The 17,278-nt window shown below is 64.1% G+C and carries 14 protein-coding genes; 10 read left to right on the top strand and 4 right to left on the bottom strand.

The annotated features are described in order from the left end of the window. Positions 1–62: 62 nt before the first annotated feature. From ACRQFC_RS04020 to ACRQFC_RS04010, 3 genes are read left to right on the top strand one after another with little or no spacing between them, the layout of a single operon-like run. Positions 63–1,589 carry an ABC transporter permease gene (locus ACRQFC_RS04020; RefSeq protein ID WP_026428355.1) on the top strand — a complete coding sequence of 509 codons (1,527 nt, stop codon included), beginning with the start codon at positions 63–65 and terminating at the stop codon, positions 1,587–1,589. Positions 1,590–1,640: 51 nt separating this feature from the next. Beyond that, the gene (locus tag ACRQFC_RS04015; protein WP_026428354.1) at positions 1,641–2,792 is read left to right on the top strand and encodes an ABC transporter permease; all 1,152 of its coding nucleotides are present in this window, start codon (positions 1,641–1,643) and stop codon (positions 2,790–2,792) included. Then, positions 2,793–4,610: an ABC transporter ATP-binding protein gene (locus ACRQFC_RS04010; RefSeq protein ID WP_026428353.1), complete on the top strand. Its 1,818-nt coding sequence runs from the start codon at positions 2,793–2,795 to the stop codon at positions 4,608–4,610. Positions 4,611–4,629: 19 nt separating this feature from the next. Here ACRQFC_RS04010 and ACRQFC_RS04005 read toward each other — a convergent pair whose 3' ends face one another. Together ACRQFC_RS04005 and ACRQFC_RS04000 are read right to left on the bottom strand one after the other, a co-directional pair. After that, positions 4,630–5,265, bottom strand: coding sequence for a hypothetical protein (locus ACRQFC_RS04005; protein ID WP_087070477.1), 636 nt, complete (start codon positions 5,263–5,265; stop codon positions 4,630–4,632). Beyond that, positions 5,262–5,840, bottom strand: a complete 579-nt coding sequence (locus tag ACRQFC_RS04000) for a PH domain-containing protein (protein ID WP_087070478.1) — start codon at positions 5,838–5,840, stop codon at positions 5,262–5,264. Before ACRQFC_RS04000 ends, ACRQFC_RS04005 begins: the two co-directional genes overlap by 4 nt. Positions 5,841–6,011: 171 nt before the next feature. Here ACRQFC_RS04000 and typA point away from each other — a divergent pair, with 171 nt between their 5' ends. From typA to fdxA, 4 genes are all read left to right on the top strand, one after another. After that, positions 6,012–7,934 (top strand): translational GTPase TypA, encoded by a 1,923-nt coding sequence (gene typA, locus ACRQFC_RS03995; protein WP_087070479.1) that lies wholly within the window; start codon positions 6,012–6,014, stop codon positions 7,932–7,934. 84 nt (positions 7,935–8,018) lie between these two features. Next, on the top strand, positions 8,019–8,576 hold the full coding sequence (locus ACRQFC_RS03990; RefSeq protein ID WP_087070480.1) for a hypothetical protein: 558 nt from the start codon (positions 8,019–8,021) through the stop codon (positions 8,574–8,576). Beyond that, positions 8,546–10,408 carry a VanW family protein gene (locus ACRQFC_RS03985; protein ID WP_234984470.1) on the top strand — a complete coding sequence of 621 codons (1,863 nt, stop codon included), beginning with the start codon at positions 8,546–8,548 and terminating at the stop codon, positions 10,406–10,408. Before ACRQFC_RS03990 ends, ACRQFC_RS03985 begins: the two co-directional genes overlap by 31 nt. Positions 10,409–10,459: 51 nt before the next feature. Then, positions 10,460–10,789 (top strand): ferredoxin, encoded by a 330-nt coding sequence (gene fdxA / locus ACRQFC_RS03980; protein WP_026428348.1) that lies wholly within the window; start codon positions 10,460–10,462, stop codon positions 10,787–10,789. A 68-nt stretch (positions 10,790–10,857) separates the two neighbouring features. Here fdxA and ACRQFC_RS03975 read toward each other — a convergent pair whose 3' ends face one another. Further along, entirely contained in the window at positions 10,858–12,072 is a 1,215-nt protein-coding gene (locus ACRQFC_RS03975; RefSeq protein WP_234984471.1) for a Maf family nucleotide pyrophosphatase, read from the bottom strand. 19 nt (positions 12,073–12,091) lie between these two features. Continuing rightward, on the bottom strand, positions 12,092–13,768 hold the full coding sequence (locus ACRQFC_RS03970) for a DUF885 domain-containing protein (RefSeq protein ID WP_234984472.1): 1,677 nt from the start codon (positions 13,766–13,768) through the stop codon (positions 12,092–12,094). A gap of 197 nt (positions 13,769–13,965) precedes the next feature. Between ACRQFC_RS03970 and ACRQFC_RS03965 the strand changes: the two genes are divergently transcribed. The 3 genes from ACRQFC_RS03965 to ACRQFC_RS03955 all read left to right on the top strand — a co-directional run bounded on the left by ACRQFC_RS03965 (position 13,966) and on the right by ACRQFC_RS03955 (position 17,273). Beyond that, a complete protein-coding gene (locus ACRQFC_RS03965; protein ID WP_087070484.1) occupies positions 13,966–15,441 on the top strand; it encodes a hypothetical protein in 1,476 nt (491 codons plus the stop codon). Between the two features lie 77 nt (positions 15,442–15,518). After that, complete coding sequence (locus ACRQFC_RS03960; RefSeq protein ID WP_284896479.1) at positions 15,519–16,190, top strand: response regulator transcription factor; 672 nt, start codon at positions 15,519–15,521, stop codon at positions 16,188–16,190. A 9-nt stretch (positions 16,191–16,199) separates the two neighbouring features. Then, positions 16,200–17,273 carry a sensor histidine kinase gene (locus ACRQFC_RS03955; RefSeq protein WP_284896476.1) on the top strand — a complete coding sequence of 358 codons (1,074 nt, stop codon included), beginning with the start codon at positions 16,200–16,202 and terminating at the stop codon, positions 17,271–17,273. The last annotated feature ends 5 nt before the right edge of the window (positions 17,274–17,278 follow it).

Below are 17,278 nucleotides of genomic sequence, written 5' to 3'. Positions count from 1 at the left end.
TCACCGAGTAAAATTGTCCGAACCGGCGCCCATCGGCACACAGAACGGAAAGAAGTCTCGCGGTGTATAAATTCATCGCCAAACGAATTGGCATCTCAGTACTTATCCTCTGGGCCGCGTCGCTCCTTATCTTCGTTCTTACGATTAATTCGGGCGACCCCCTCGAGGACCTTCGCGAATCCAATAACCCGAATCGCGAAAACCTCATGCAGCAGCGCTCCTCCTTCATGGGCCTCGACCTGCCCTGGTACGAGCGCTATTGGACTTGGCTGACCGGAGCAGCGAAATGCTTCATCGGCCAGTGCGACCTGGGCGTCAATCGTTCCGGACAGTCTGTTAATGACATGCTCGGTCAGGCCGCTTCCGCCACCTTGCGCCTCGTGCTGGCGGCCACCTTCCTCGCGATCTTCTTCGGAATCTTCTTCGGTGTTATGAGCGCTATCCGCCGCTACACCGGTTTCGATTACGTCGTGACCTTCCTCGCCTTCACCTTCTACTCACTGCCCGCTTTCGTCTTCGCGGTGCTCCTGAAGGAATACGGCGCTATTCGCTTTAATGACTGGCTGGCAGATCCAACAATCTCACTGGTTACCATCGTCATATTTGCCGGTATCTTCGCACTCTTTGTGCAGGCCCTCGTGGCCGGCGGCCCGAAGCGGCGCGCCATGGCCGCGGGCATCAGCTTCGCTATCGCCTTCGGCGTCATGGAATACATTTCCGTAACCCGCGCCTTCCTGGAACCCACCGGCGGGCTGTGGATCGAAGCCCTCATGGGCCTGGCCGGCACAGTGCTCTTCACCGGCCTCTTCCTCGGCTTCTCCAATAAGCGCGGCTTTGCTGTGGTGGGCGCCAATGCCGCGATTATGTTCGTTATCGTGGCGGCCTGCTCGAATATGCTCTGGGAGCCCACGTGGGGCTTCCTCTTCCTGATTCTGGCTCTCGGGATTGCCGCCTCCGTGGGCGTGTCCTACTTCTTCGGTGGCTACGCCCGCCGCTCGGTCACCTGGGCCTCGATCTGGGCCGTGTTCTCGGTGTGGATCGCGATTATCTTCGATTTCGCCGCCCGCTACTGGTCCACCTACCTGCCGCTCACCCAGAACCGTCCGATTTCCACCATCGGTTCGATGACCCCGAATTTCCAGGGCAGCCACGTCTTCTGGCTCAGCTTCCTGGATTCCTTCACCCACCTCCTGCTGCCGACGATCTCGCTGACGCTCATGTCCATCGCGTCCTATACGCGCTATACGCGCTCGTCCATGCTGGAAGTGCTCGGTCAGGATTACATCCGTACCGCGCGCGCCAAGGGCCTGCCCGAACATACGGTTATCACCCGGCACGCGTTCCGCAACGCCATGTTGCCGCTGCTCACCATCATCGCTTTCGATTTCGCGGGCCTCATCGGCGGCGCAGTTATTACCGAAACGGTCTTCGGCTGGAAGGGCATGGGTGAACTCTTCCGAACCGGCCTGGCCCAGGTAGACCCGGCCCCCGTCATGGCCTTCTTCCTGGTCACCGGCGGAGCCGCGGTGCTCATGAATATGGTCGCGGACATCATGTACGCCTACGTCGATCCTCGGATTAGGCGGTAAGCATGAGCCTGACTACCCCCATGAATCGTCACCAAGCCCGAGGAGAATCCGATGAGTGAGAATCGCTCGAAAACAACCGTCGCGTCGCTCGACCCGGAACACGTTGTTGAGGTCGACGACGCTCAGCTCGCTTCCTCCAGCCCTTCCTATTCCCAGGGGCGCCTGGTGCTGCGCCGCTTCCTGCGGCATAAGCCCGCGATGGTATCCGCTGTCGTTCTTATTCTTGTGACGCTGGTGGCCTTCCTGTCCATTGGCTGGAATATGAGCTTCTTTGGGCTGCACTGGCACTTCTCCGGTTTGTGGCGCCACAATTACACGGATGTCCTGGAAGTCGTCAATAACGGCAAACCGACCTTGACCTGGACCTCGCTGGGCGAACACCCCTTCGGGCAGGACAATATCGGTAAGGACTACTTCGCCCTCACCATGAAGGGCACCCAGATTTCTATTATTATCGCTTTCGTCGTCGGGCTGGTTTCCACCATTATTGGAACGGTTATCGGCGCGGCCGCCGGTTATTTCCGCGGCTGGACCGAAGCGATCCTCATGCGCATCACCGACCTCTTCATCGTGATCCCGCTGCTCATCCTCGCCGCGGTTATCGGCAAGATGGTGGGAAGCCAGGGCATTTTGTTCCTCGCGGTTATGCTGGGTGTGCTTTCCTGGACGGGCCTGGCGCGCCTGGTGCGCGGCGAAGTGCTCTCCTTGCGCGAACGCGAATTCGTGGCCTCGGCCCGCGCGCTGGGAGCCTCCCCGTGGCGTATTATTTTCCGCCACATCCTCCCGAACTGCCTGGGCACGATTATTGTTTCGGCAACCCTGTCGATTTCTTCGGCAATTCTGCTGGAAACGTCGCTGTCCTTCCTCGGTTTCGGGGTGCGCCCGCCGGCAACTTCGCTCGGCCTGCTTATTTCTACCTACCAGACCACGTTCTCGACCCGCCCCTGGCTCTTCTTCGCCCCGGCCGGTCTGATCCTCATCATCGCGCTGTCCATTAACTTCATCGGTGACGGCCTGCGTGATGCTTTCGATCCGCGCCAGCGTTCTGCGGTCTCGCGCCGCAAGATGAAGGCCCTTGCCGAAGGACATATTGAGAACGACGTCGAAGCTGATCTCATGCCGGTGACCACCGCGGCCACCACCGCGACGGGTGGCGAGCACGCCGCTCCCGCATCGGACGCCACCGAAAGGAAGGGCGAATAAATGCGTCTCGGAAAACGCGCTGCAACAACGCACGATAAAGCTGCCTCCGCGGCCACGGCCACGCTGAAGGCTGACCAGCCCGTCGTCACCCCGCACCCGAAAACCGATAAGCCGGTGCTCGGCTTCGGTGAACTGGACGTCAAATTCGCTACCGAATTCGGTGCGGTTCACGCCGTGCGCGGCGTGAGTATTGATGTGCGCCCGGGTGAAGTGGTGGGCCTGGTGGGCGAATCCGGTTCCGGCAAGTCCGTTACCTCCACCACGGCCCTCGGCCTGCTCCCTTCCAACGCTGTTATTAGCGGAAGTGTGCAGGTGGCCGGGCGGGAAGTGCGCGGGATGACCTCGCGGGGCATGCGCGCCCTGCGCGGCGCCGAAGTGGGCATGGTGTTCCAGGAACCCATGACCGCCCTCAACCCGGTGCTTACCATTGGCCGCCAGATGACGGAAGGTCTGGAAACCCACGGGCTCGCCTTCGGGGAAGACGCCCGTAATCGCGCGGTTGCCATGCTCAAGGCTGTCGGGCTGCCCGATGCCGAAGAGCGCATGAACCAGTACCCGCACCAGCTTTCCGGCGGGCAGCGCCAGCGCGTGGTCATCGCGATTGCGCTCATCGCCAACCCCTCCGTCATTATTGCGGACGAACCGACCACCGCCCTGGACGTGACGGTCCAGGCCGATATCCTCGACCTGCTGCGCTCCCTCAAGGACCAGCTGAATACCGGCATCCTCCTCATCACCCACTCCATGGGTGTTATCGCGGATATGGCCGACCGGGTCCATGTGATGTTCAAGGGTGAGATTGTGGAATCGGGCGACGTCGTTCAGGTTCTGAACCACCCCAAGCACCCGTATACGCGCCGTCTGCTGGAAGCCGTGCCGCATCTGGGCCAGGGCCGCGAGCAATTCGGTTTCTCCCTGGAAAAGGAAGCTTCTATTGACCTCAATAAGAAGGTGCTGGAAGCTAAGGATCTCGTTATCGAATACGAGATTCCCGGCAAGGAGCCCTTCCGCGCGGTTGACCATGTGTCCTTGGACGTTGCCGAGCGTGAAATCGTGGGCCTCGTGGGTGAATCCGGTTCCGGTAAATCCACCATCGGCAAGTGCGTGCTCGGGCTCATCCCGGCGGCCTCCGGTGAGGTGAAGATCTTCGGTGAGGACCTCGTGGGCGCTTCGCGTAAGCACGCCCAGGAACTGCGCCAGCACGTGGGTGTGGTCTTCCAGGATCCGGCCGCCTCGCTCGACCCGCGTTTCCCGGTGGGCGATTGCATTATGGAACCGCTCGATGTTCATAAGGTCGGCACCAAGGCGGAACGCCGCCAGCGGGTGTACGACCTGCTCGATGCGGTGCGCCTGCCGCGTTCCTCCTTCAACCGCTACCCGCATGAGCTTTCCGGCGGGCAGCGCCAGCGCGTGTGCATCGCCCGTGCCCTGGCCCTGCGCCCCAAGCTCCTCATCGCGGATGAACCGACCTCCGCGCTGGACGTGTCCGTCCAGGCCCAGGTTCTCACCATGCTCTCCGAACTTCAGGACGACATGGGCTTCGCCTGTCTCTTCATTTCGCACGATCTCGCGGTGGTCGATATGCTCTCGCACCGCGTGGTGGTGCTGCAAAACGGCAAGGTCGTGGAAGCGGGCCAGCGCGAGGATGTTCTCCACAACCCGCAGGAAGCCTACACTCAGCGCCTCCTGGCTGCCGCTCCGGTTCCGGAACCGATTGAGCAGCGCCGCCGCCGCGAAGAACGCCACGCGCTGCTGCGTAAGCAGGGCCGTGAAGTCTCGCGTTTGCGTTTGAATGAGAACGACGACGCCGCCAACTAGGCGAGAGTTACTTTGGCGCTCAGGTGAATGCCAGGCCGCAGGCCGCGGCTAGGCAAGCCACCCACGCCACACACAGAACCGCTCGGTTACGATCCACGGATCGTACCGGGCGGTTTGTGCTATCCGGGTGGTCCGCAGTCTCAAGGGCACGGGAGTGGGCGGCGCGCAGCTGTTCCGCGGCCCGGGCGAGGGTGACCCAGCGGGTGCGGGTAGTAGCGCCGCGCCCGGGCAGCGCGGGAAGATCAGCGTGGCGAGCGGCAGCCGGATGCCGGGCGGGAAGAAGCCGGCGCCCGGCCGCCAACGCACCGCCGGCCGGGAACGCCGCCGCATCCCACTGCTGCCCGCCCCGAGCATGGGTGGTGAGATAGAAGCGGGTTGTGAAGCGCGCAACCGCGCCCCAGGGCAGGTAGATGGTACGCAACGGGTTAATAATGGTCAGGCCCGCTGCGCTATAGCGCAACTCGGGGAGGAAGAAAAAAGAATAGGCGGCCCCGGCCACCCCGGCCCCCAGGAAGCCGGCAGCAAGAGCGGAGAGCGGCATGGGAACCCCGGCCGCGATGAGAATCAGGGGCGCGATGCCAAGGGCACTGAGGAGGCCGCCTTTAACGATCTGGCCGCGCGAACGCAGGGTCACCTCACCGGGTTGGGCACTCATAGCGCCACCGACCAGGCAATACCGCCGAGCACCCCGAGCACTCCAGCTACCGCGAAAGCGAGCCGATCCCAGGCCCAGTGCCGCTCCACCCGTGGATGCTCGCTCGGGGCCCCCGCGGGAACATAACGGGAGGCCACCGACTCAATGAACTTCCGCACCGGCAGCGTTGCCGTGGTGACCGTATGATCCCCGGAATCGTGGACCGGGACGGCGCGGCGGGTATCCGGGGTGGGGCGCCCGACGGAGCCGAAGGCGCGGGCGTGGATGGCCGCTCCGTCCGTCGTCGTGATAACAAGACCGTACCCGGATTCGACCCCGCGCAGCCGCGGGAACGGAACCCGCAGGTCGCGGAAGGTATTGCGTATCGTCACTCCGGAACCGTCTACGTCTACGCTGGGCAAGTAGAAGAGCGCGTACCCGGCCAGGCACATGCCGGCGGCGAACACGGCCGCGGGCGGCAAATAACCCCATCCGCCCTGCCACACCTGCATGACCAGCGCGATGATTCCGATGGCGCCGCACAGCCCGGCGGCGGGGGCGGCCGAGGCGCCGCGAAGACGATAACGTGCAGACATAAGCATATTTTCCCACGTTCGCGCCCCGATTGCCGATTCCCGCAGCCGGTCGTGGTGATTCTTGACATGGTGGCATATACAGTGCGGGCCAGGCGAGTAACATTGCCAGGGGTTTGCGCTCGCGCAGCCCGTATGTCACAACGCCGGCGCGGGCCGGCAGGGAAGTAGGTTATGGATAGTCGCAACGATCTTCGCAACGTTGCCATTGTGGCGCATGTTGATCACGGGAAAACCACTCTCGTGGACGCGCTCATGTGGCAGGCCGGGGCTTTCGGGGAGCGCGCCACCGTGGAGAAAACCGGGGAGCGCGTCATGGATTCCGGAGAACTGGAACGCGAAAAAGGCATCACCATCCTCGCGAAGAACACCGCGATCCATTACCGCGGGCCGGCCGCGGCCGCAGCCGGCGCACCTGAGGGCATCACCATTAACGTGATCGATACCCCCGGCCACGCCGATTTCGGCGGGGAAGTCGAACGCGGCCTGTCCATGGTGGACGGCGTTATTTTGCTCGTGGACGCCTCCGAGGGCCCGCTTCCGCAAACTCGTTTCGTGCTGCGCAAGGCCCTGGAAGCCTCGCTGCCCGTCATTATTGTTATTAATAAGGTGGATCGCCCGGACGCGCGCATCGCCGAGGTGGAATCCGAAACCCAGGATCTCCTCCTTTCCCTCGCCTCCGACCTGGATCATCCCGATCCGGATATGCTCGATTCGCTCCTGGAAACCCCGGTGATTTACGCTTCCGCGAAGGCCGGGCGCGCGAGCCTGACCCGCCCGGCGGACGGCCAGCTGCCCGATAGTGCCGATTTGGAGCCGCTTTTCGAGGCGATTGTCAACTACATTCCCGCCCCGCATTTCGAGGCGGATGCCCCGCTGGCCGCCCAGGTCACCAATCTGGATGCTTCGCCTTTCCTTGGCCGTATTGCCCTGCTGCGTATTTATTCGGGCACCATTAAGAAGGGCGCGACAGTTGCGTGGGTACGCGCTGATGGTACGACGTCGTCGGCCCATATCTCGGAACTGCTCCTGACCGAAGGCCTGGAACGTAAGCCGGCCACCTCTGCCCGGGCCGGCGATATTGTGGCGATCGCGGGTATTCCGGATATTACGATTGGTGATTCCCTGGTGGATCCGGAGGATCCGCGCCCGCTGCCGCCCATCCACGTGGATGACCCGGCTATTTCTATGACTATCGGGATTAATACGTCGCCGCTGGCCGGGACCGAAGGTAAAGGCCATAAGCTCACCGCGCGGCAGGTCAAGGATCGCCTCGATCAGGAACTCGTGGGTAATGTGTCCATCCGGGTGCTCCCCACCGGCCGCCCTGACGCTTGGGAAGTGCAGGATCGCGGGGAATTGGCCCTGGCGATTCTGGTAGAGCAGATGCGCCGCGAAGGCTTCGAGCTGACGGTGGGCAAGCCCCAGGTCGTCACCCGCACCATTGACGGAACCGTATGCGAGCCGATGCAGCGCACCACTATTGACGTGCCGGAAGAATACCTCGGCGCGGTCACCCAGCTCATGGCCGCCCGCAAGGGGCTCATGGAAACGATGGCGAATCACGGTACCGGCTGGGTGCGCATGGAATTTGTGGTGCCGGCGCGCGGCATGATTGGTTTCCGTTCCGCGTTCCTCACCCAGACCCGCGGCACCGGCATTGCCGCCTCCATTTCGGAGGGCTACGCCCCCTGGATGGGCGAAATTTCTTCGCGGGCCACCGGCTCTCTGGTCTCTGACCGGGCTGGGCAGGTCACCGCCTACGCTCTCCAGCGCCTGGAAGATCGCGGCACGTTCTTCGTGACCCCGGGCCAGGAAGTGTACGAGGGCCAGGTGGTGGGCGAAAACCCGCGCGACGAGGATATGGACGTCAATGTGGTGCGCGCCAAGGAAATGACAAATATGCGCTCGGCCACCGCCGACGTGTTTGAGACCCTGCAAGCGCCCCGACGGCTTACCCTAGAAGAAGCTATGGAATTCGCTGCTGATGACGAATGCCTGGAAGTAACCCCGGAATCGGTGCGGGTGCGCAAAGTCGTGCTCAGCGCGGTGGAACGCGGCAAAATCGCCGGGCGGAAGAAGCGCGCGAAGAAGTAGCGCCCGCCCGCGGCGCGGCTGTTCTACCCGCCCGCGGTTGCGGCCCGGCCTACCAGCGGCGCGCCCGCCCAGACAAGGAGTGAGATGAGGAACCGCACCCCGCGCCCGAACGTACCCCGCGTCTCGGGGGACGCCTCGTCCCATGCGCCACTTTCGGCCCGGTCCGCGCGCCCGAATACGTTGGGAACCGCGCTGCGGACGTGCGCGAAGCTCGCCACCGGCCTGCTGCTCGGGGCCTTCGCCGGGGCGCTGGCCGCGGTCACTCACGCGGGGCTGGCGGGAATTCCCGGCCTGGCCACCGATATTGTGTGGGTCGGCCCGCTCCTCGCCACGCTGCTCATTGCCAGTGGCGCATCTTTCGCCCGCGATTGGCTAGGATCATGGTGCTGGGCTGGATTCTGGCTGGGTGAAGTGGCCCTCACCTTCTGGGCTTTTGCCGCCCCCGGCTACGGTGACATCGTGGTCTTCCACGGGGTGGCCGCGAATCTCTGGCTTGTTCTGGCTCCGCTCGCCGGGGCATTCCCGCTGATCGGCGCTCTGGTGCGCCGCCGGCATTCCACGCCTCCGGGCCCACACCCGCAGGCCAACCAGGATCAACCACAGGAGGACGCATGCGACCTGAGCACACGCCGCAAAGTGTAGGTCTCGAAGATACCGCGGTGCGCCCCGCGGGTTCTGACACGCCTTTCGACACCGGGGAATTCCGGCAGGTGGAAGCTACCCGCAAGCTGCGCTGGCCCTGGATTGTTTCCGCGGTTATTGCGATTTTGCTGCTCGCCTACGTGGGTTATGCCTGGTACAGCGCCGACCGCGTCGCGCGGGGTACCACGGTGGCCGGCATTGAGATCGGCGGGATGAATACCGCCACCGCCACCGAACATCTCAGTGGTGAGGTCGCCGCGCGGGTGGCCCGCCCGGTTGAGGTAGTTGTGGAGGGCACCAGCGTGAGCGTGAACCCGGGCGATTACTCCCTGAGCGTGGACGCGGCGGCCACGGTGGAGAGCCTGACCGGTTTCACCCTCAACCCCGTGGAGATTTTCCACCAACTCACGGGCAAGGGCGAGGTCGCCCCGAAGGTCACCGTGGACGACGCCGCATTATCCGCCCAGGTAGATACCATTCGTAACAGCACCGGGGTGGAAGCGCGTAATGCCACCCTCATGATGGAAGGTACGACGGCGCAGCTCAGCCCGGCGCAAGCCGGGCGCGCCGTCGACCCGGAGGCTACCCGCACCGCTCTGATTGAGCAACCGTTGCGCGGCCAAGAACGTATTGAACTGGAAGCGGTGCCCGCCGAGCCTGCCATTAGCACCGAAGCTGCCGAAAAGGCGCGCGCGGAGCTGGCTGGGCCGCTGGTATCCGGCGATCTCACCGCGAAGGTGGGGGACCGGGCCGTGAACCTTAGCCCGGAAACTCTGGCGCAGGCGGCCTCTTTCGTGCCGGAAGGCGCGGCGCTTCAGCTCAAGCTGGACGGCAAGGTTCTGGGCGATGCGGTACGGGCCGCCGCCCCGGACCTGCTCAAACCGGGTGTGGATGCCCGCATTGAGATCGTGGACCACACCACGCCCACGATTATTCCCTCCCAGGACGGCGTGGGTATTGACGACGCCGCCCTCGCTTCCGGCGCCCAGGTGGCCGCGCTGCGCACCGCTGCCGCCGAGCGCCTCGTGGAACTGAGCCCCGCTCCGATTCCGGCGGCCTTCAGCACCGCGGATGCGGAAAAGCTCGGGGTCAAGGAAGTGGTCTCGGAGATTTCCACCCCGCTCACCAGCGATTCGGTGCGTACCACCAACCTGCGGGTGGGTACCCGGAAAATCACCGATACCCTGGTCAAACCCGATGAGACGTTCTCCCTGGAAGCAGCGCTCGGCCCCATCGAATACTCAGAAGGCTTCGTGTCCTCCGGGGTGGTTATGAACGGCTTCAATAACGAGGCCCTGGGCGGCGGGCTTTCCCAGCTGGCCACAAATGTGTTCAATATTGGTTACCTGGCCGGTTACGAGGATGTGGAGCACCGCCCCCACACCAAGCATTTTTCCCGTTACCCCATGGGCCGCGAATCAACGCTGTGGTCCGGTTCCATAGACGTGAAATGGAAGAACACCACCCCGTACGGCGCGGTGATCGACACCTATCTCGAGGGCGGGTACGTGGTCACGAAGCTGTGGTCGACGAAGTATTACGACGTCGAAACCTGGACCTCGGAACCGCGCAATTACCGCCAGCCGGTTATGACGGAAGGTAAGGGGCCGGATTGCGAGCCCCAAGGCTTGGGCGATCCCGGATTTACCGTGACCGTGTCTCGCACCGTGAAATTGGGGGATAAGGTCGTTGAGGATTCGTCCTATGACTGGACCTACCAGCCCGATCACGGCCGCACCTGCCCGAAGCCGGAGCCGGCCGCTCCGCCCGCCCCCGCTCCGCAAGCCGAAGGCGCTCCCGCACCAGCTCCAGCCCCCGCGCCCGGTCACTAGATTTGGTGCTGGGCGTGAGCTCGGATTACGGTAGAGGAGGAGGTGACACCGGTGGCTTATGTCATTACCTTGCCGTGCGTCGATACCAAAGATCGGGCGTGCGTGGACGAATGCCCGGTGGATTGCATTTACGAAGGGGACCGTACCCTCTACATTAATCCGGACGAATGTGTGGATTGCGGGGCTTGCGAACCGGCCTGCCCGGTGGAAGCCATCTATTACGAAGATGATGTTCCCGAAGAATGGTCAGTATTCACCGCAGTCAATGCGGAATTCTTCTCCGAATTGGGCTCCCCGGGCGGGGCGCAAAGCCTCGGGCCCACCGGCACCGACCACCCCTATGTGGCCGGCCTGCCGGCGAACGTCAACGAGGATTCCTGAGCCGGAGACCTGCTCGACCACGGCTTCCATGCCGCGCTAATTACGCGCGGGAGAGCGATCGCGCGGCGCTAGCCGCGCGCGCCGTCGTTCCAATCGAGGGTGGTGCGGGCCAGCTCGCGCACCTGCGGCCAGGTGGCCGCGAAGGAAGGAAGCAGCGGGTAGGAGGCAACATCCTCCACGTTCACCCAGCGCAACTCCATGGATTCCCCGTCGGCCACCGCCTCCAGCCCATCGCGGCAGCGCGCCACAAAACTGGTATAGGACCAATCCACATGCGCGGTGGTGAGCTCCCCGCCGCGGCGCAGATCCGTGGGAGCCAGTGCGGTCTCCTCGGTGAATTCGCGCAGGGCACCCTCCCAGGGCTCCTCGTCCCATTCGCGTGCTCCACCCGGGAAAGCCCAGGTGGCACCGCCGTGACTCCAGGGGGAGCGGTGTTGAAGCAGGATCTGGATATGCCCGGCGTGGCGCCGGAAAGCCGCGATTCCGGCCGCCCCGTTCATCCCCCAATGGCGTTTCCCGCAACCGCACAGCAGGAAACCGTCCGCGCCGTGATGAACCGTGCCGTGGTGGCTATCGGCTAAGAAACGCTGCGCGGCCTCCGGGAGCACCCCGAGGGCCGGGCGGGCCGGCTTCGCCCAGAATTGGGTGAAGGACAGGCCCAGGTGCTCCACCAGGGAACGCAGCAGCGGTAGGGAAATCCCCACCACCCCGTGGTAATCACCTTCAAGGCGGTCAATAAAGGGGCCTCCCAAGCCGTCCGCGGTAAAGGAACCGGCCACTTCCAGGGGTTCCCCGGTGGCGATATACGCCTCAATCTCCGCTTCGCTCAGGTGCGCGAAGGTCACTTTCGCGCGGGAAATCCCGGCCAGGGAACGCCCGGAAGGAACGTGAACCAGGCAGTGCCCGGTGTGGAGAATCCCGGAATTGCCGGACATGCGGGCCAGGCGCTCGCGGGCCACCTCCGGGGAATGCGGTTTCCCGTAAACTTCGCCCTCGAATTCGAACATGGAATCGCAGCCCACCACAAAATCGGCGCCCTGGGCTGGCCCGGGAGTGGCGGCCACATCGCGGGCTTTGGCCGCGGCCAGCGCCAGCACCCCTTGGGAAGGACCCCCGTGCACTCGCGCGAGCAGTGCATCTTCATCCACGTGCGAAACCTGCACCAGCGGCTCCACGCCCGCGGCCCGCAAGGTGGCGAGGCGCGCGGGGGATTGGCTGGCCAGCGCCAAGGTAAGGGAGGGCAGCGCGGGCGTATGCGCCGCGCCGCCCCCGTCATGAGTCATCGGCATAGGAAAGACCGGCCTAGCGCGAGAGCTCGCTGCGCAGCACGTCCAGGCCCACCCCGCCCAGGCGCAGGGCCTTCATATGCCACGCCTTGAGGTCGAAACCGGCACCCGCGCGGGCCCGGGCTTCCTCACGCAGCTCCTTCCAGATCCGCGCGCCCACCTTGTAGGCGCTGGCCTGCCCCGGCCAGCCGAGGTAGCGATCCAGCTCATAGGAGAGGAAGGACTGTTCCATAGCCACATTCGCGCGCAGGAAACGCCAGGCGGCGTCGTGATCCCAAGCGCCGGTGCCGAATTGCCCGCCGGCCACCTTCCCGGCATCCTTACCCAGGTGCACGCCCATATCCACCACGATGCGGGCCGCGCGCAGCCGCTCGGAATCGAGCACGCCCATGCGGTCACCCGGATCCTCGTGGAAGCCGAGCTCGGCCATGAGGGCTTCGGCGTACAGCGCCCAGCCTTCCCCGTGCCCGGAAACCCAATAGGCCTGGCGGCGCCACGCATTGAGCTGATCCTTGAGGTAGACGGCCAGACCCAGCTGGAGATGATGACCCGGCACCCCTTCGTGGTAGACGGTGGTCTTTTCCTGCCAGGTGTGGAATTCGGTCACGCCTTCCGGCACCGACCACCACATACGCCCCGGCCGCGAAAAATCATCGGAGGGACCCGTGTAGTAAATACCGCCCGAATTCGAAGGCGCGATCATGCATTCGATGGTGCGCATCGCCTCGGGAATATCGAAGTACTGCGTGGCAGCGGCCATGGCACCATCGGCGGTCTGCTGCATCCACGAACGCAATTCCTCCACGCCGTGCAGGGTGTAGCGTTCCTCCTGATCGAGGCGGGTGAGGGCCTCGTTCACGCTCACGCCCTCCCCGTACAGCTCGCGCGCGATGGCCTGCTGTTCCGCGTCGATACGCTCCAGTTCGTGGATACCCCACTCGTATGTTTCATCCAGATCGACGACGGCGCCCAGGAATTCGCGCGAATGCAGCGCGTAACGATCCCGGCCCACCGCATCATTTTCGGTGGCCCCCGGGAGCAGACCCCGCAGGGTTTCCGCCAGTTCCCCGTAAGCGGCGCGGGCCTGAGCTGCGCCCTGCTCCAAAGCCTCAGTAAGTTCCGGGGCGGTGGCCGCACCGCGCTGGGCCAGCCCGGCGAAACTACCCGAATCGGAGGCGGCAGCGAGGGCCTGCTCCAAGCAGCGCTCCACCTGCCGAGCCGCGAAAACAGGACCGGACGCGGCCCGCTGGGCCAGGGATTCCCGGTAGCCGGCCAGGGCCCGCGGCACATCACTCAGGCGCGCCGCGATGGTTTCCCAATCGGAAGCATTTTCCTGGGGCATCACATCAAAAACATCGCGAATCCCCTGGAGCGGGGATTCAATAACATTGAGCTTGCCGACTTCTTCGCCGGCTTCATACAGTTCAATTTCCAGACCGAGGCGATCGCGCAGGCCGGCGGCGGTCACCCGATCCGTGGCATCGCGCTCTTCAAGGTGATCGAGGGCCGCCAGGGTCTCCCGCACATTATCGATATGCGCGGCAATCCCGGCGGGGGAGTAATCATCAAGCTTGGTTTCAGGGGCACCGGGCAGGCCGGTGAACGTCACCGTTTCGGGTGAGGTATCGAGGACGCGCTGGAAATAGCGGTCCGCGAGGGCATCAATCTCTGTGTGTTCTCGTTTATTCTCCACTGCTCCAGAATAGCCCGCGGCTACCCGCCACTCCACTCCCAGCAAAATCCCCGGATGAAAACATGGACGTTAGTGTCAAGGACGACTAGTATACTGTGATGGAAGGCACTTTATTTATAGCTGGCGGTTGGCGCTCCCCGTTCTCCTCACCTGAGGTGGCGCCGCGCCGGTGCTAAGCAGCTAGGGAAGGGGCGAGTGTGGCTGAGCAATTCGCTAGCGCGCCGCGCCCCGCATCCCAATCCGAAACATCACGCGGAACCGGCGCCGGGGCGGGCCGGAGTGCGCGGGAGCACTCCAGCATCGGCCCGGCCATGAGCCCGGACCTCATCGCCTACCTCCTCGGGGGCGGGGCCCAGCCGGCCGCTAGCGCGCAGCTGAGCGCGGATGATATGGCCCAGTTGCGGCGCAATACCGCAGCTGATCTGCCCCTTGGCCCCGAATCGGGGGTGCCGCGCTCCGGGAATGCCGCCCGTATGGAAGCCCCGGTGGATCGTAATTTTGTGCCGAGCCGGGAAACCGCCGCCCGCACCCCGCAGCGTTCGCGCACCTCCCTCCCGGATAGTGGTAGCCGGCCCGGGGGTGCCACGCGCGTTCCGCAGTCCGCACTGCCGGCTGCGCCGGCGTCGTCGCAACACAAAGAACCGCGCAATGAGCCGCAGCCTGCGGAAACGGAAGGCACCGCTTTCTCCGCCTATATGGAACACCTCGAGGGTGGGCTGCCGCGCTACACCCTGCGTCAGGCGGCGGAGCTGACCAATATGGATACGGAAGGGGTGCGGCGTTTTTGGCTGGCCCTCGGTTTCCCCTCCATCGTGGATGAAGATAGTGAACTTGTTTTCACGGACGGGGATATTCGGGCGATGCGGGCGATGGCGGAATCGCTCGGGGAATCTCCGCTCACCGAATCGGCCCTCACTTCGCTGCTGCGCGCCAGTGCCCACAACGTGGATCGCATGCTGCAATGGCATGTGGAAACGCTCCTGGAGCTGGCGGAAACTAGCGGCGGGCTCGGGCCGGTGGATGCACGGCGTTGGGTGCTTGATCATTTCCCGGATATTGAAGAATTTTTGCGGCGCACCGCGGCCTACACCTGGTCGCGGCAGGCCGCTGCGCTGCTGCGCCACACCGAAGCGGAAATCGCGCATATTAATGAGGATGATGCGATCCCGCAGCTGCCGCGCGCCGTCGGCTTTATCGATATTGTGTCCTTCACGAACCGGACCGAACGGATGACATCGCGCCAGTTCATGGAGTTTATTGAACGTTTCGATTACACCTGCCGGGCCGTGATTACCGGCGGGGGCGGGCGCGTGGTGAAGTCCATGGGCGATGCTTTCCTCTTTATCGCGGACGATATCGTCACCGGGGCGGATATTGTGTGCGATGTGACCCAGGCTCTGCGCGATACCCCGGAAATTCCGGCGGTGCGTGCCTCCCTCACCTGGGGGCCGGTGCTCGGGCGTTTCGGTGATGTATTCGGGCCCTCGGTGAATATGGCGTCCCGGCTGGCGGACGTGGCCTCCCCGGGCACGGTCCTCACCTCGCGGCCGGTGGCTACCGCGCTCAAAGCGGTGGGGGAGAATCGCTTTACCACGATCTCGGTGGGGACTCCTACCCTCCAGGGCCTGGGTGCCACCGAGGTGCTGGAGCTGCGCCGCATCCGGGCGCATTAAAAACGGTGTTTCGGCGCCGCTTCGCGCCCCCAGGCCACGCCCCTGAGTGAAAAAAGAAAATAGCTTAGACTTTCAGTGTGACTACTTTGCTTCTTGTTGAGGATGACGCCGCTATTTCCGGACCGCTGGCCCGTGCGCTCACGCGGGAAGGATATGCCGTGACGTGTGTTGATACCGGGCTGGATGCTCTGGAACAGCTCGCTCACGGAGTAGATATTATGGTTTTGGACCTCGGGCTGCCGGATATGGACGGCCTGGACGTGGCGCGGCAGGCCCGCGGGCGAGGCCACACCTTCCCCATCCTTATTCTCACCGCACGCGCCGAAGAAGTCGATATGGTGGTGGGCCTGGATAGCGGGGCGGATGATTACGTCACCAAGCCGTTCCGGCTCGCGGAACTGCTGGCCCGGGTGCGGGCGCTGCTGCGGCGCACCGAACAGGGCACCGATCATTTCACCGCCCAAGATATCTCGGTGGATACCGGGGCGCGCCGGGCGCTGCGCGGGGGCGTGGAACTGGCGCTCACCGCGAAAGAATTTGAATTGCTCACCGCGCTCATTCGCCGCGCGGGGGATGTGGTTTCGCGCGAAGCGCTCTTCAGTGAAGTGTGGGGGGATGAAAAGGCGTCCGCCTCGAAGAAACTCGATATGCATATTTCGTGGTTGCGCCGTAAATTGGGCGACGACGTTGACAGCCCTCGCTATATCTCCACGGTGCGGGGACTGGGCTTCCGTTTCGAAACACGCTAAGAAGAACCCATGCGCGCACGTTCTTTGCGGATGACGATCCGCACCGCGCTGGCCGCCATTTTGCTGGTCGGGATTCCGGCGCTGGTGATGGGCGGGGTGACGATCCCGCGCAATGCCCTCGATGAAGCCCGAGCCCGCCGCGATATGCTGCTTTTCCTGGGTGCGGAAATCCTGGCGATTATCGTGGCTATTTTGGTGGCGGTGGGGATCGCCATGCGGGTCTCGCGCCGTATCTCCGCGCCGCTTATCTACCTGGCGGCCGCCGCGGAACAGCTGGGCGCGGGAACCACCCGCCCGCAAATGGCGCCCTCCGGCATCGAAGAAATCGACCTGGTTTTTGAGGAGATCGCGCGGGCCGCGGATCGCATGGCCGGGCGGCTTTCCGCCGAACGGCAATTCGCCGCTGACGCCTCCCACCAGCTGCGCACCCCGCTCACCTCGCTATCCATGCGCCTGGAAGAAATCCAGTACCTGAGCAACGATCCGGACGTCAAAGAAGAAGCCACCCGCTGCCTGGAACAGGTGGAACGCCTCACCGGGGTGGTCACCGATCTGCTCCACGCCTCGCGCGCCCAGGAAAGCGCCACGGAAGCGGTGGCGCTGCAACCGATTTTCACCCAGCAGGGCGTGGAGTGGGAGCGTGCCTTCGCGGCCGCGGGCCGCAAGGTGGTTTTCAGGGTGGGGGAGCACGGCCCGGTGCTCTCCGATCCCGGGGCGCTTTCCCAAATTATTGCCACGTGCGTGGAAAACTCGCTGAAATACGGGGCGGGAACGACGACGGTCACCTCGCGCCCAGCCGGCCGGGGCGTCATTATCGATATTAGCGACGAGGGGGAGGGGGTAGCCCCCGAATTCGTGGAAGCTATTTTCACGCAGGGATTCTCCCTGGGGGGCTCCACAGGATTCGGCCTGCCGCTGGCCCGCCAGCTGGCCGAACGCAATGGCGGGCGCCTGGAATTATCCCAGGCCCAGCCCCCTATTTTTTCGGTGGTGCTCGCCGCGCTTCCGGCGGCCCTCGACCCGGCGAAAGTTTTCCCGGCAGGCGGGGAAATTTCGGTGGGAGCACGCCGGCGGCGTTTCTAAAATCT

Source organism: Actinotignum inguinis (assembly GCF_051265835.1).
Classification (GTDB): domain Bacteria; phylum Actinomycetota; class Actinomycetes; order Actinomycetales; family Actinomycetaceae; genus Actinotignum; species Actinotignum timonense.
Note: the sequence above shows the minus strand (reverse complement) of the source record. Positions and strands in the feature narration are given on the sequence as shown.

Bases quoted from the DNA above. Each gene is read 5' to 3' on its own strand.
- ACRQFC_RS04015 (WP_026428354.1), top strand. From the start codon at position 1,641: ATGAGTGAGAATCGCTCGAAAACAACCGTCGCGTCGCTCGACCCGGAA.
- ACRQFC_RS04010 (WP_026428353.1), top strand. From the start codon at position 2,793: ATGCGTCTCGGAAAACGCGCTGCAACAACGCACGATAAAGCTGCCTCC.
- ACRQFC_RS04005 (WP_087070477.1), bottom strand. From the start codon at position 5,265: ATGAGTGCCCAACCCGGTGAGGTGACCCTGCGTTCGCGCGGCCAGATC.
- ACRQFC_RS04000 (WP_087070478.1), bottom strand. From the start codon at position 5,840: ATGTCTGCACGTTATCGTCTTCGCGGCGCCTCGGCCGCCCCCGCCGCC.
- typA (WP_087070479.1), top strand. From the start codon at position 6,012: ATGGATAGTCGCAACGATCTTCGCAACGTTGCCATTGTGGCGCATGTT.
- ACRQFC_RS03990 (WP_087070480.1), top strand. From the start codon at position 8,019: ATGAGGAACCGCACCCCGCGCCCGAACGTACCCCGCGTCTCGGGGGAC.
- ACRQFC_RS03985 (WP_234984470.1), top strand. From the start codon at position 8,546: ATGCGACCTGAGCACACGCCGCAAAGTGTAGGTCTCGAAGATACCGCG.
- ACRQFC_RS03975 (WP_234984471.1), bottom strand. From the start codon at position 12,072: ATGACTCATGACGGGGGCGGCGCGGCGCATACGCCCGCGCTGCCCTCC.
- ACRQFC_RS03955 (WP_284896476.1), top strand. From the start codon at position 16,200: ATGCGCGCACGTTCTTTGCGGATGACGATCCGCACCGCGCTGGCCGCC.